The sequence below is a fragment of the Robiginitalea marina genome (assembly GCF_024006985.1).
In the GTDB taxonomy this organism is placed as follows: domain Bacteria; phylum Bacteroidota; class Bacteroidia; order Flavobacteriales; family Flavobacteriaceae; genus Robiginitalea; species Robiginitalea marina.
In genome coordinates this window covers 220,358-232,948 of the sequence record NZ_JAMXIB010000001.1, presented here as the reverse complement: position 1 = coordinate 232,948, position 12,591 = coordinate 220,358, and the positions used below count along the sequence as shown (strand labels likewise).

Below are 12,591 nucleotides of genomic sequence, written 5' to 3'. Positions count from 1 at the left end.
GCAAAAGTAAGGCTTATTTCATATCTTTAGAAAAACCGTAATGCTTTCCGATGAAACACCGACCTGTATCCCGCATGCTGCTTTCCATCCTGTTGATGGCAGCCCTTTCCCTTGCCGCACAGCAGAAATCACCCCTGGAGCTAAGCGACATCTTTAACCTGGAATTCGTCTCTGAGCCCCGGGTCTCCCCGGATGGGACCCGGGTGCTGTATGTCCGCAACTTCAAGGACATCATGACCGACCGCAACCTTTCCAACCTCTGGATCGTCAATTCCGACGGCAGCAACAACAGGCCCCTTACCACGGGGAACCACAACGTGGCAAGCCCGAGATGGTCGCACGATGGCAGCAAGGTCGCCTTCCTGTCGAACCAGGGCGACAACACCATGATATTGTACCTGATGTGGCCCGATACAGGGCAGCTGGCCGCCCTGACCAACACCCCTCAGAGCCCGGGAACGCCAGTCTGGTCCCCGGATGACAGGCACCTGGCCTTTTCGATGTTTGTGCCTGAGAGCGCTGCTTCCCCCATCCCATTGCCAAAAAAGCCCGAGGGGGCAAAATGGAACGACCCTCCCACCTACATAGACCAGATGAACTACCGCAGGGACGGGAGGGGATATTTAAAAGCCGGGTACCGGCAGCTTTTTGTGCTTTCAACCGATGGGGGGACCCCCAGGCAGGTGACCTCCTCCCCCCACGACCATGGATCCCCGGACTGGGGAAAGGATGGCAGGACCCTTTATTTCAGTGCAAACTTACGGGAAGATTCCGAGTACCACCCCAGGAATACCGAGGTATACCGGGTAGACCTCAACGGGGGGGAGCCGGTACCCCTGACAGACCGGCTTGGCCCTGACAACCAGCCAACGATATCGCCCAATGGAAAACTGGTAGCCTACTTCGGATCCGATGAACGCTATCTGGGATACCAGATTGACCGTGTCTATATCATGGACCCGGACGGCAGGAATGTAAAACTGGTATCCGGGGATTTCGACCGTTCCGTGCAAAGCATACAATGGTCCGGCGACAGCAAGTCCCTTTACCTGCAGTACGACGACCACGGGGCCACGAAAATCAGCAGGCTCGATATCGGCTCGGGAAAACTGAGCCCCGTGGCCGAGGGCCTTGGTGGGCTTTCCCTGGGCAGGCCCTACAATGCCGCGGATTTTTCGGTGAGTGGGGATGGGGTTCTGGCCTGTACCCTGGGAACCCCGGAACACCCGGCCGACCTGGGGGTTTTAAATCGCGGGAAGCTCAGCCGGATTACCCGGGTAAACGAAGACCTCTTTTCCTTCCGGGCCCTGGGCCAGGTGGAAGAGATCCGGTGGCCGTCTTCCTACGACCAGCGGGAAATACAGGGTTGGATCGTGAAACCCCCGAACTTTGACCCGGATAAAAAATACCCCATGATCCTTGAGATCCACGGGGGGCCCTTTGCCAGTTATGGCGCCGTCTTTTCTGCTGAAATACAATTGTATGCTGCTGCCGGCTATGTGGTCCTCTACACCAATCCCCGCGGGAGCAGCGGCTATGGGGAGGATTTCGGGAATTTGATCCACCATGATTATCCCAACCACGACTATGAGGACCTGATGTCAGGGGTCGACGCCCTTTTGGCCAAAGGCTATGTAGATTCCAATAACTTATTTGTAACCGGGGGTAGCGGAGGCGGCGTCCTCACGGCCTGGATCGTAGGCAAAACAGACCGGTTCAGGGCTGCCGTGGTGGCAAAACCCGTCATCAACTGGTACAGTTTTGTCCTGTATGCCGATAACCCCGCCTTTTTCTATCGGTACTGGTTCCCGGCAAAGCCCTGGGAGGATCCGGAAAATTACCTACGCCGGTCTCCCCTAAGCTACGTGGGCAATATAACCACCCCTACCATGCTCCTGACCGGGGAGGAAGATTACCGGACACCCATCGCAGAATCGGAGCAGTTCTATGCAGCGCTTAAAATACAGAAGATGGAATCGGCCCTGGTCCGCATCCCGGGGGCTTCCCACGGCATTGCCGACAAGCCGAGCAACCTGGTCGCTAAAGTAGCCAGCGTACTGATGTGGTTTGACAAATACCGGAAGTAGGCTACCGCCTTGCTTCGGCGGTATTGTGAGGTTAGAAAAGAATGTAATAGGATTTATACGCGAAGGAGTAAAAAAAAACACCGGCGGCAAGCTCGGGCCTCAACCCCCTCGCCTGCCATCCGGTGTCCATAGCAGCAATTCCCACAAAGCAACTATTAATGACCCCCCGCAAGGCGGGTGGCCATGGGAAGGGTCTCCCCTTCCCATTCCTTACGCATAATCCAGGGTACGCAGCTTTTGCAGCGCTTCGGATTTGGAATTCACATCCAGCTTCAGGTAAATGTTCTGAATATGAAAATTGATCGTACTTGGGGAGACATATAATTTCTCCGCAATCGTTTTATAGGTGTCGCCCTGGCTCAGGCATTCGATAATCTCGTTTTCGCGATCGGAAAAGCAATCGTATGATTTGCGGCGGAAGGCCTGGATGATTTTCCTGGCAATATCATTGCTGAGGGCCGCTCCTTCATAGCGAATGGAATTCAGGGCATCTTTGAGGCGTTTCTTTGTGATCGGTTTGGTGAGGTACCCTGAGGCTCCGTTTTTAAACGCTTTCTTGATTACCTCGAAATCATTTTCCCCGCTGACCATAATAATTTTCACCTCGGGGTTCTGCTTGCGGAATTCCCCGATTTGCTCCAGGCCCGGGGTCTTTGGGAACCGGGCTTCACAGAGTATGATTTCCGGCCGCACCGCGGCATAATCCGACAAGGCTTCCTCCACCGACCGGTAGATCCCTTTCAGGGTATATTCCGGGTAGGTACTGAAGTAGTAGGCATAGGCCTCATGTAGCCTTGCATCAGGATCTATAATAATGGTATTCAGAGTAATAGTGTTTTGCATAGTCATGGAAGTTTGGGTTGTTACCAGGGAGGTTTACCCCCGTTCCTAAGGGTATTTCCGACATGAGGTCCCCTGGCCCCACACGGCTCAGGGCCGTGGGAATCCGAAGTATTTCGTAATGCCTGGGGTGGTCATGCCCGCAAACCGGCAGGCCTGCGGAACCGTTTCGGGTTACCTGTTTGGTTCGTAAACCGGGTTTTCGTCAGGAGGGCAGGAACTCCGTTCCCTTTTCCGCTCTTTTGGGTTAGGCTTCGTTTTCATAGGGTTCGATTTGGGTTGTAGGTTTCTGAAAATGAAATTAGCGAATTCACCCTACCTCACCTAAGAATTGTCCGATTTTTCGATCAAATGCAAGGCCTTTCCCACCCTGTTGAAGGCGATCCCCGGCCTTACAACATCTTGTATTCCTGATACTTGATAAAAATGAAAGAGCCATCGGTTAGGGCAGGACCAATGGCTCTTTCGGGGCGGGAGACCGGACTTCCGGAGCGTTATTCCTGATAGGTCACTTCTGCAGTGGCTACAGGATTATATACCTCCATGATCCATTTTTCGTCCCCGTACTTCCCGTGCAGGTCAGTGGCAAAGGCACTCTTTGCTGCTGCCTTGTTATCAAAACCGGCCAGATATACGTAGTACAACCCGTTCTCCGAATTATAGAATTGCTTTGCATTGAGGCCTTTCTCCTCAAGGGATTTCAAAAAGGCATTCAAATACTTTTTGTTCTTGTAAACATTGGCAATAACATAGTATCCGGAGGAAACCCCGACCACATCCGACCGGTTTTTGGCCCTGATGGGCAAATCATTGAAATCTTCCCTGGAAACCGGCCGTGTCTCCTTCGGGAGGGCCGGGGCCGCAGCGGCCACAGCGGTCTCTACCCTGCTGTTGTTGATCCGGGGGCGGGTTACGGGATCCGCAGGATCATCCTGTTGGCGGATTTCGCTTCGGATCATCCGGACCAGGGTTTCGAACTTGCGCTCGAAAATCTCGTTCCGGGCCTTTTCGATAGAATCCTGCCGCCACAGCAGCTCATCAAGGATCAGCCGGTTTTCGTAGGCCATGGCTGCGCCGGCATCCGTATTTCCGGAGGTCAATTCCTGTTTCAGTTGCAGGATCTGTTCCTCGTAGTTGCGCACGATGGATGCGATTTTGCCATCGGTACTGGTCGCTGCGAACTGGTCTTCGGCCCCATTTTCTTCCTTAAAGGTATATGCCAGGGAAAGTTCGTGGTTCCACCCCAGGTTGGCCCCGGCTTCCGAGAGGTCCTTTTCCATAAGGTATCCGATGGAGAGCCTTTGGTTCAGGTTGAACCCGATTCCCATCGACATGCCATAGGTGTCGTCATAGGTCGTCTGGAACCATCCGTAGGAAGGCAGGTCAAGCAACAGGGAGCCGATATAGCTTATGCGGTCCTGTTCATTCCTGCCGGCCTGAAGCAGGGGCATTAGCCGCCCTCCCTCAAAGAGGCCGGAGCGCGCCTGCAGGTAATGCGTGTACTGCAGCGAAGCCCTCAGTTTGTCGGTGCTGAAGCCGGTGAGCAGGCTATTGGAGGTTTGGTTATACTGGATGAAATCGGTGGCGTACAGCCCCACGTCGAACCGCCCGACGGAAAGGGCTACCCCGGGCTGGATCGCGATCCGGGATTGTTTTCCGGCCTCCAGCAGGGTCGGGTCTGCCTCAGGGGCGACTACCCGGTTGCGGTCCAGGCCATGGCTGATGTAGGTGACGTTGGTACCGAATGCCAGGCGGGTTTTTTCCCCAAGCCTGACGGAGGTGGCGTAGTTGGCATTAAAGCCAAATTCCTGCATCACCCCTTCCCACTGTCCGTAAATCCCAATGCCAAGGGCCGTCCGTTCATTGAGCTTGTTGGAAAAACCGAGGTAGTAATTCTGGATGTTGTCTTCAAAAGAAGCATACTGGTTCCTGTGGAGGATGTTCAGGTACGATTTGTTCTCCCTGACCAGGGAAAAGGTGGGGTTGATCAGGAACCTGTTAAAGAAGAGCTGGTTGTGAAATGGGCTCTTGATGCCGAAATCGGGCTGGGCTTCCTGTCCCCTCGCCTGCTGCACGCCGAAGATCGCGCTCAGGCCGAGCACGCCTCCCAGGGTCATAACGGTTTGCCTAAAGTAGTTCATCGGGTTGCTCTTTTTCATCGAGGCGGGGACCGGCATGGCCGGCCCTGCATCGACTGGGGTTATTCTCTTGGGTTATCCTCCCTGTGAAAATTCACGGGTACTGCCTCATTGAGGGGAGTGCTCTATTCTTCAAAAACGGTGTGGGTAAACCCGGCATTGGCCTCCAGGGGACGGAGTTCCAGGAACCGGTAGTTACCAGCGTCTGCCAATCGGCTGCTTTCAGGGGTTTGGTACGCAAAGACGAGTTGCTGTACCATGTCCCTGGTGGTTGCCCGGTTCGACATTACATAGGCCCGGCCCTTATCTTTCATCAGGTGGAGTGCAAAATCGTCTTTTCGACTGTTAAAGGGGCTTCCCACGTTCACGGCAAGGCCCACCCGTTTGGTTCCTACCTGGGCGGCAAAGACGTCGAGGCCGCCAAACCCTTCATGCCCTTCCGAAGCAAAGAAGAGAAGGTCGTCCCCGAGCACCTGGGGATAAAGGTCATTCTTGCGGGTATTCACTTTTTCACCAAGGTTCTTTGCCACCCCAATGCTGCCATCCCAGTTGAGCTCGGCCACATAAATATCGTACTCCCCAAAGGATCCGGGCATGTCCGAAGCGAAAAACAGCCTGCGGCCATCCTTTGAAATGGCAGGGTGCATGGCCGAGGCATATTTCGGCGCCACGGGAACCTCCTGAATGTTTTTCCACTGCCCTTCAACATAATCGGCGCGATACAACCTATGGATTAGCTGTTTGCGGGAGAATAAGCCGGTTACCGGCCTTACCCATTCCGCCTTGCTAAAAAAGGCGGTACGGCCGTTGGCTGCCAGGGCAACCGGAGGGGTATAGGCGTGTTCAAGGCCTGGCTGGAAGCCCTCTTCAGCACTGATTTCAGGGGAGGCATAGCGCTGGAGGCGCTCAAGGGCCTCCCGGCTCGGGGTATCCGGGTCGGACCCGAAATCGGGTCGGTGGTAGTTTTCTGCAAGGGACTGGGTCAGTTGGTCCCCGGTAGGCCCCCGGTCAATTTGGTAGTCTTCCCTGACCCTGGTAAACCAGTCCTTATCCTGTTCCAGTTCGGGAAACTGCCTGATTCCCGCCTTGTGCAGGGCTACCTTATAGCGTTCCTGATAACTGAGGGATACGGCATCTTCGCCGATAAGGTCCATTAGCTTCTGATACCAGAAAGAGGCTGTCCTGAAATTCCCCGTAAGGAAATTGACATTCCCAAGGTCTTCAAAGATCTCCTGCTCTGAGTAGCCCATCTTTACGAGTTTGAGGTAATCGCTGATCTGCCGGTCGGCTTCCTCTCGCAGGGCGTCATAGGAAGCGATGTTCTTGTCTTGCTGGGCCCGTACACTAAAGCTGATCAACAGGGTCCCCAGAACAAGGGTCAGTTTAATAAGTTTCATAGCATTCATAACACAAGATTTGGGGTTTACTCCTCCAAATGTCTTAAGGGAAGTGAAGTAATCGTTATCAATTTTTCACAGGTTTTTGACCAGGAAGCCGACATTTTTGTTAAAATTCAGGCAGGGCCCTATGTATTTTTAACAGTTTCGGCCAGCCACAGGCTTTTTTAGATCAGTGGCCGGGTTTTGGTAGTTCGCCTTAAACAGGCCCTTTCCCCCTTGAGAGTTTATCGATGATCTTATACCGGTTGCCGATGGAGGGGTCAGGCCTGATTCAGGTCATTTCACACCCGAATGGGAACAAATACCTTTGTGGCAAATCGGGAGTCATGGAACTTAAAATGGAATTCAGGCGGCTTATGCGGATGTTATTTTTGTTGTTGCTGCTGGTTCTGTTATCTCTTCTGGCCAGCTGTGGGCCGGTGGTGTATACCACCAACCAGCCCGGCCCTCCCCCGCCCCCCTGGTTTTACCCCAACCGGGTTGAAGTAGTCCGGTATGTGTATTTCCCGGAATTGAGGATTTACTTTGACCTGTATTCCAGGAATTACCTGTACCTGGACGGGGGAACCTGGGTGCGTCGCAACGAATTGCCGCCCCGTTACCGTAACTATAATCTGCAACGGTATCGCTACCGCACCATCCCGGGCTACCGGAGCGAGGATATCGCCCCCTATGACCGCGATCAGCGTCGCAACAGCGGACGCAGCAACCGGGAGTACCTCCCTTAGGAGCCTGCATTTTTTTGAGGGTTTCGTCCAAAAACCCCCGTGGACCCCAAAAGCCCGAACCGGGCGGACTGAATCCGTCCAAGAATAGAAATGAAGATTAATTAAAACGTGAAAATGATGAACAAGGAAGAATTCAAAGCAAAAGCAAATCAAACCATTGATGAGGTTTCTGCAAAAATCAATGAATTAAAAGCAAAAAAAGAGTCGGTAAAAGACGAAGTGAAATCGCAGTACAGGGAAGCCCTTGACGATTTAAAGGAAAAAAAATCCGAAGTGGAAATGAAATACGCCGATTTGGAAGAAGCCACCGGGGAGCAATGGGAAAACGTTTCAGATGCGTTTTCGTCAGCGGCTGATTCTTTCAAAGAAGGCTTCGATAAAATAAAATCCCTGATAGCAGTTGTTGTCCTGGCTTTGATTGTGGCCTCATGCGGATCGCCTGACAAGAAAAAAGATGCTACCATGGGTGACGTTAAAGAAGAAATGAATGACGTCGTAGACGCCTCAAAAGAAGTGGTTGCTGATAAATGGGATGATCTGAACAGGGAATTCGAAGACCTAAAGGCAGATTTTGAATCGGAAACCAGGGAAGCAGAGGAAAAATATAACAACCTTAGCGATGAGCTTCAAATGGAATTGAAGGATCAAAAACAAAATCTGGATGCGCAAAAGGCCAAGCTGAACGAGAAAATCAGCGAATTCAAGGCGGCTGCCAATGAGGAAAAAGAGGAGTTAAAATCCGAAATTGACCAGCTAAAACGTGCCCTGGATTCCAGTATTGCTGCTTTTGAAAGAGAGATAGAGGAAAAATAATTGCGTTTTCAGTCAGTCTGGTCCGAAGACCGAAATCCCTTACCTTATTTAGGAAGTTGTGTATGGGCCTGTCAATTAAAACGCTGCTTTTTGGAGTTCTTGGAACCCTGACAGGACCAGGGTATTCCCAGGCCTGTGCGCAGGTCCCGGATGTGAACGATGGCATGCAAAAGGCTCCGATCGCCATTGAAATTTCGAAGCCCGTTCCCATTGGGGCCTACTTCCGGTTCATGGACTCGGTGGTGGCCCGCTATCGCCTGGCCGTGCCCTACCCGCTCACCGAACACCTGATCGTCCATGCGAACCCATGGATCATCGATACCCTCGTTGCAACGGATTATTACCAGAGGGTTGCCCGGGGCAACTTTGTGTACGATCAAAAGGAGCTGGTAGTGTTGCCCGGGGGCAAACAACTCCTATTGCCAGACAGCAGTGCCGGGGAACGACTGCATAAGCGAATGAAAGCCTTTGGCGTTGACGTGAACATCCCGGAGTTTCGCCTGAGGGTTTTTGAAGATTCCCTGGAGCTATTCGCTTTTCCCGTGCGGGTAGGCCAGAACCGGACGCGCTTCCTGGCCCAAAGCGGGCGGGAAACGGATTTGCGCACCCGTCCGGGGTCGGGGCGTATCATCAGGCACGAACGCAACCCTGCCTTTTATAACCCCGTCGATGGGAAACGCTTCTATTCTACCCTGCGCGATGATGGCAAGCGTACCCTCATGCCACTGATCCCCTGGATCGAAACGGAAATCAACGGGCGCAGGAACGGACAAATGATCCATCCCACCACCAACCCGGTGACCCTGGGCAAAGCTTCTTCCAATGGCTGTATCGGGACTTCAGAAGCCGCGGCCTGGGTCATTTATTACCATGCCCCCCTGGGGACCCCTGTGCGCATCCGGTACGACCTTGTGAACCCAAATCCTGAAAACGGCCCGGGCCGGTTCCGCGACATTTACGGGTGGGGCAGACAGGAATAGTCCGGATAATGGGGTTGGGATTTTGAAGGATTCCGGGGTTACAGGCGTCAATTCCTGCCTCCCTTAAGCAGCAGCCAAACCGCGAATGACATTTCACCCACAATACTGGGAATGGCAACAAGTGCTAAAAACAATGTTTTGTAGGAGTTGTAATCGGCCAGCAAGAAATGTGCCGTGGTATCCATCATGTACATAACTCCGGCAACCATGAGGAAAAACGCAATAATACGGGGTGTTTTTACGATCCTTCCCAAAAGGATCAGGTGTATCCCAAAAAAGAAGAGGCCGATCAGCCAAATGATATTGAAAGTGTCTGCTATGGCAAGGATTTCTGATTCCGTAGTCGAGGTCAATGCCATGGGAAGCGCAAAAATGGCAACCCCCATAATTGCGGCATGCATCATCCTGAAAGAGGTGCTTAAACCTGATAAGGGATGTTTTTTATAGAGCTCATAAAGTGCCCAGGCCACAATCACATCAAATACAACCGTTAGCAAAAAGGCAAGGATCCCCAGCCTGACCATTACCTGATCTTGCCGTACGGTTTCAACAGGGGTTTCCAGGAGTTTTTCAAGGACAAAGAAGTTGGCGAAAATCGCAGCAAAAAAAATTATCACGTAACTAATTCCTGCAATCCTGGAGAGATGTCTTGGATTCATTTGGTTATTTATTTTTCAGGTCGGGCCCGGAAACCTTCTGCGGAGGTTAATATTTTTACCCTTCTTTTTTGAATAGGAAAGGAAAACCCCTGGTTCATCAAATTAGAATGGGTCTGTCTAAGTGTTATCTCAATGCTCAATGGGGTTTACCCAATTTATTTTCCAAGTATTGGGCTATTTCTTTATGAAGGGATGTTGCACCTTGTTTAGTTCGCATTAATACCCTTTCAATGGAATACGCATACGTCAATTCCTGGTTTATTAAACTGTGGAATTCATCTGTTTTTAGTTTTTTCAGGATCCTTGGGATTTCAACCGTATTAATGCTATCGGGATATTGAGAATTGTAAACTCTAACAGAATTTACATAGGTCGCATATTCACTTCTTATGTTCCTCGAATATTCCTCCACAAAATCTTTATTCCTGTAATAGGCAACTATTAAATCACGAAGGGCGTCATTGGAGATTAAACTTAAATTTCCAGTGCTTACCAGTTCATTGTAGGTTCTTGAAGACCCTGTAAAGGAAGCCCTGCTATTCACCCCACCAAAGCCGACATTATTGATAAAAAGGACGGTGTCCTTCAGAAAATAATTTCCCATTACATAGTTTTTTGCCATCTCCAGGCATTCAATTTTCCTCTGCCTGTTCCGGAACCAGCTCCTTTCAAGGGAAAGGGAATCACTGATTATTTCTAAGTTTAGATTGGATAAATATTTCAGTTCCTTTTCTTCATTTTTAAGGTCCTCATTCCAATTATTGATCGAAAGCGCAATCAATATTCCAATTACCACGAGAACAATTTCCCCGAATGCATAGAGTAAATATTTCGCGAACCGATTTTCAGCGAGCAAACTTTGCCTGATTTTTCGAAGGAATTTTATCATGGTTGCAGGTTGATTTTATTACGGCCTGGTGGCTGCCCGCAGTATGGCATTGAACCGGCCAGGCCAATTTTTCGTGAAGACACGATTTAAAAGCGAAACAGGTTGGCGGGTTTTTCAATCGCCCTAGAGATTGAGTCATAATAAATTTAAGGAAATACTCCTTTCAGAGCTTAGCCAGTACACGCCATAGCATTTGTAATCAGGGATTCATTTCATAAACCCAATGTGGAATACCACGTCACTCCCGGTCTGGTAATCCCTTATAAAGCCAATATTTGCACCTTTTAGGGCACTGGCACTACATTGTGTAGAACCTTTGAATCCATCATTGCAATCTACTTCTAACCTTACATTCGAAATCTTACCATTTGCCTGGAATTTGGAATTTGAGTAATCCAAGTCAATATTTTTTTTCGTCTTTAATTCGGAAGCGATTCGTGCCATTTCCGCTTCGGTGGTATTTTGGGTAATCACGAGAACCACCTTGTTTTCGTCTATGGAAAACCGGGTTTGCGTTTCTTTGAAACATCCCGTGAGCAGTAGGCTGCACAACAAAAGATATATGATTTTTTTCATCCGTATTAAGGTTTAATCAATAGCTCGCAACCGGCTTTCAAATGGCTTGCATCGTACGGGCTATGGTTTTACCCGGGTATCGATTTACACTGATATAGGAGACCTTCACTGATGGGAGCCAGGACTCAAAATAAATATAGAGATTTCTTTTTTCGGACAGGTGATGCCCCAGCGGCCATTGGTAAAGTTCTCACCGATTAGTTCTTTAGTTCTGTTATCGACCAGGCAAAGATTCTATTCTGTTTCAGGGTGGCTGCATAGTCCTTGTCAGCACATACCTGTTGTACATGGATTAGGTTTCCCGTTTCATCAAAGTCGGATTTGAAACATTTTTTAAATAACACCGTGGCCTGCCAGAAATCGTTCAGGTCCATAGCATAGCCATTGTACGGATCGTTGTATCCATGATATTCCCTTTGAAGCCCTGATCGCTCGAATTGACCTGAAAACCCCGCTTTGGAAAGGGTACTGGCATGGACATATATTTTCTTGCCGTGGATGGGAAGTTCCCCTTCGTTGCCACCACCCAAAACCCGGTATCGGCCATTACTGAGCCCGAGAAAAAAAAGTGACCTGTCCCCTACCTCGTACTCCTTCCACCGCCTGCCGCAATCCCATTCCATGAATTTATCAATTGTAATTGATTTTGAATCGTGATGGACACTGTCATGCACATTCACTTCGATTACAGCGTCATCTACACAATGAATTTCACCGTAAAGGATTTTATCTGCGAAAAGAACTAGTTCGGGCAGCGAAGGCGGTGTATAATCCGCTTTGAGCGTGCTGGTCATGAACACCCAAACCATGACTGTTAATTTCTTCATTACAGTTTGTATTTATCGCATTGAGACCGTTTAGGCAACTTTAGATCATATCCGCTAACGGGTTTGATTTTCATTTATTCCCTTGAGGTCGCCTGCCCGAAAGGACCACGGCACATGTTCATTAAAGTCCTGTCTTATCATCATGTTCAATTGGGCGGTGTGATGCTGGGTGTGCCTCAGGTTATAAAGGAGGATCTCCAATACCGGGTAATCCATATCATTGGGGTCATTGCCTTCCTTAAACCTTTCGTTTAAGCTTTCTTCCGTAAGCGCATACACCACCTGCCTGCATTTTTCCCGGCTTTGTTTGAGATAGTCAACTATTTCCTCTTTGCTGTAGATTTTGTCCGGGATTATATCGTCAATGGCTTCCAGGGGCCGGTCATCCGGCCCTTTTTGGGTAAAGGAGAGTAGTGGTGAAAAATCCCCCGGGGGAATTGTTAAATAGTAGTCCAGAAAAATTGTGCTGTGGAAGGCGATGTAGTAAAACCGTCTGTTTGTTGAAAGGTAGTTTTCAGGGCAATTTGAGATTACATTGATAAGCATATCAATTCCAGCCCCGAACTGGTTCCACAATACGTCCTTTATTTTTTTGTCCATTTTACTATTCCTGGAAGCCTTTTGCCATAGGTGAATGCGTTTCGCGCCAATGAA

At 50.0% G+C, this 12,591-nt stretch carries 12 protein-coding genes; 4 read left to right on the top strand and 8 right to left on the bottom strand.

All coding sequences use genetic code 11. The features are described 5' to 3' along the window. Positions 1 to 50 precede the first annotated feature (50 nt). Positions 51 to 2,087 (top strand): S9 family peptidase, encoded by a 2,037-nt coding sequence (locus NG653_RS00985; protein WP_252739786.1) that lies wholly within the window; start codon positions 51 to 53, stop codon positions 2,085 to 2,087. Positions 2,088 to 2,297: 210 nt separating this feature from the next. On the opposite strand, the gene NG653_RS00980 is transcribed toward NG653_RS00985, so the two are convergent. The 3 genes from NG653_RS00980 to NG653_RS00970 all read right to left on the bottom strand — a co-directional run bounded on the left by NG653_RS00980 (position 2,298) and on the right by NG653_RS00970 (position 6,462). Further along, the gene (locus NG653_RS00980; RefSeq protein ID WP_252739785.1) at positions 2,298 to 2,936 is read right to left on the bottom strand and encodes a response regulator transcription factor; all 639 of its coding nucleotides are present in this window, start codon (positions 2,934 to 2,936) and stop codon (positions 2,298 to 2,300) included. A 485-nt stretch (positions 2,937 to 3,421) separates the two neighbouring features. Further along, on the bottom strand, positions 3,422 to 5,068 hold the full coding sequence (locus NG653_RS00975; RefSeq protein ID WP_252739784.1) for a PorP/SprF family type IX secretion system membrane protein: 1,647 nt from the start codon (positions 5,066 to 5,068) through the stop codon (positions 3,422 to 3,424). A 122-nt stretch (positions 5,069 to 5,190) separates the two neighbouring features. Then, positions 5,191 to 6,462 carry a cell envelope biogenesis protein OmpA gene (locus tag NG653_RS00970; protein ID WP_252739783.1) on the bottom strand — a complete coding sequence of 424 codons (1,272 nt, stop codon included), beginning with the start codon at positions 6,460 to 6,462 and terminating at the stop codon, positions 5,191 to 5,193. Positions 6,463 to 6,791: 329 nt separating this feature from the next. Here NG653_RS00970 and NG653_RS00965 point away from each other — a divergent pair, with 329 nt between their 5' ends. The 3 genes from NG653_RS00965 (at position 6,792) to NG653_RS00955 (ending at position 8,986) form a co-directional block, all read left to right on the top strand. Continuing rightward, on the top strand, positions 6,792 to 7,193 hold the full coding sequence (locus NG653_RS00965; RefSeq protein ID WP_252739782.1) for a hypothetical protein: 402 nt from the start codon (positions 6,792 to 6,794) through the stop codon (positions 7,191 to 7,193). Between the two features lie 117 nt (positions 7,194 to 7,310). Further along, positions 7,311 to 8,006 (top strand): sll1863 family stress response protein, encoded by a 696-nt coding sequence (locus NG653_RS00960; RefSeq protein ID WP_252739781.1) that lies wholly within the window; start codon positions 7,311 to 7,313, stop codon positions 8,004 to 8,006. Between the two features lie 62 nt (positions 8,007 to 8,068). Next, the gene (locus NG653_RS00955; RefSeq protein ID WP_252739780.1) at positions 8,069 to 8,986 is read left to right on the top strand and encodes a L,D-transpeptidase; all 918 of its coding nucleotides are present in this window, start codon (positions 8,069 to 8,071) and stop codon (positions 8,984 to 8,986) included. Positions 8,987 to 9,033: 47 nt separating this feature from the next. On the opposite strand, the gene NG653_RS00950 is transcribed toward NG653_RS00955, so the two are convergent. From NG653_RS00950 to NG653_RS00930, 5 genes are all read right to left on the bottom strand, one after another. Further along, complete coding sequence (locus NG653_RS00950; RefSeq protein WP_252739779.1) at positions 9,034 to 9,645, bottom strand: DUF4386 domain-containing protein; 612 nt, start codon at positions 9,643 to 9,645, stop codon at positions 9,034 to 9,036. Positions 9,646 to 9,781: 136 nt separating this feature from the next. Beyond that, positions 9,782 to 10,534, bottom strand: a complete 753-nt coding sequence (locus NG653_RS00945; RefSeq protein ID WP_252739778.1) for a DUF6090 family protein — start codon at positions 10,532 to 10,534, stop codon at positions 9,782 to 9,784. A gap of 207 nt (positions 10,535 to 10,741) precedes the next feature. Next, complete coding sequence (locus tag NG653_RS00940; protein WP_252739777.1) at positions 10,742 to 11,110, bottom strand: hypothetical protein; 369 nt, start codon at positions 11,108 to 11,110, stop codon at positions 10,742 to 10,744. A 197-nt stretch (positions 11,111 to 11,307) separates the two neighbouring features. Next, positions 11,308 to 11,937, bottom strand: coding sequence for a hypothetical protein (locus tag NG653_RS00935; protein ID WP_252739776.1), 630 nt, complete (start codon positions 11,935 to 11,937; stop codon positions 11,308 to 11,310). A gap of 54 nt (positions 11,938 to 11,991) precedes the next feature. After that, complete coding sequence (locus NG653_RS00930; RefSeq protein WP_252739775.1) at positions 11,992 to 12,537, bottom strand: DinB family protein; 546 nt, start codon at positions 12,535 to 12,537, stop codon at positions 11,992 to 11,994. Positions 12,538 to 12,591: the final 54 nt, after the last annotated feature.

Bases quoted from the DNA above. Each gene is read 5' to 3' on its own strand.
- NG653_RS00985 (WP_252739786.1), top strand. From the start codon at position 51: ATGAAACACCGACCTGTATCCCGCATGCTGCTTTCCATCCTGTTGATG.
- NG653_RS00980 (WP_252739785.1), bottom strand. From the start codon at position 2,936: ATGACTATGCAAAACACTATTACTCTGAATACCATTATTATAGATCCT.
- NG653_RS00975 (WP_252739784.1), bottom strand. From the start codon at position 5,068: ATGAACTACTTTAGGCAAACCGTTATGACCCTGGGAGGCGTGCTCGGC.
- NG653_RS00970 (WP_252739783.1), bottom strand. From the start codon at position 6,462: ATGAAACTTATTAAACTGACCCTTGTTCTGGGGACCCTGTTGATCAGC.
- NG653_RS00965 (WP_252739782.1), top strand. From the start codon at position 6,792: ATGGAACTTAAAATGGAATTCAGGCGGCTTATGCGGATGTTATTTTTG.
- NG653_RS00960 (WP_252739781.1), top strand. From the start codon at position 7,311: ATGAACAAGGAAGAATTCAAAGCAAAAGCAAATCAAACCATTGATGAG.
- NG653_RS00955 (WP_252739780.1), top strand. From the start codon at position 8,069: ATGGGCCTGTCAATTAAAACGCTGCTTTTTGGAGTTCTTGGAACCCTG.
- NG653_RS00950 (WP_252739779.1), bottom strand. From the start codon at position 9,645: ATGAATCCAAGACATCTCTCCAGGATTGCAGGAATTAGTTACGTGATA.
- NG653_RS00945 (WP_252739778.1), bottom strand. From the start codon at position 10,534: ATGATAAAATTCCTTCGAAAAATCAGGCAAAGTTTGCTCGCTGAAAAT.
- NG653_RS00940 (WP_252739777.1), bottom strand. From the start codon at position 11,110: ATGAAAAAAATCATATATCTTTTGTTGTGCAGCCTACTGCTCACGGGA.
- NG653_RS00935 (WP_252739776.1), bottom strand. From the start codon at position 11,937: ATGAAGAAATTAACAGTCATGGTTTGGGTGTTCATGACCAGCACGCTC.
- NG653_RS00930 (WP_252739775.1), bottom strand. From the start codon at position 12,537: ATGGACAAAAAAATAAAGGACGTATTGTGGAACCAGTTCGGGGCTGGA.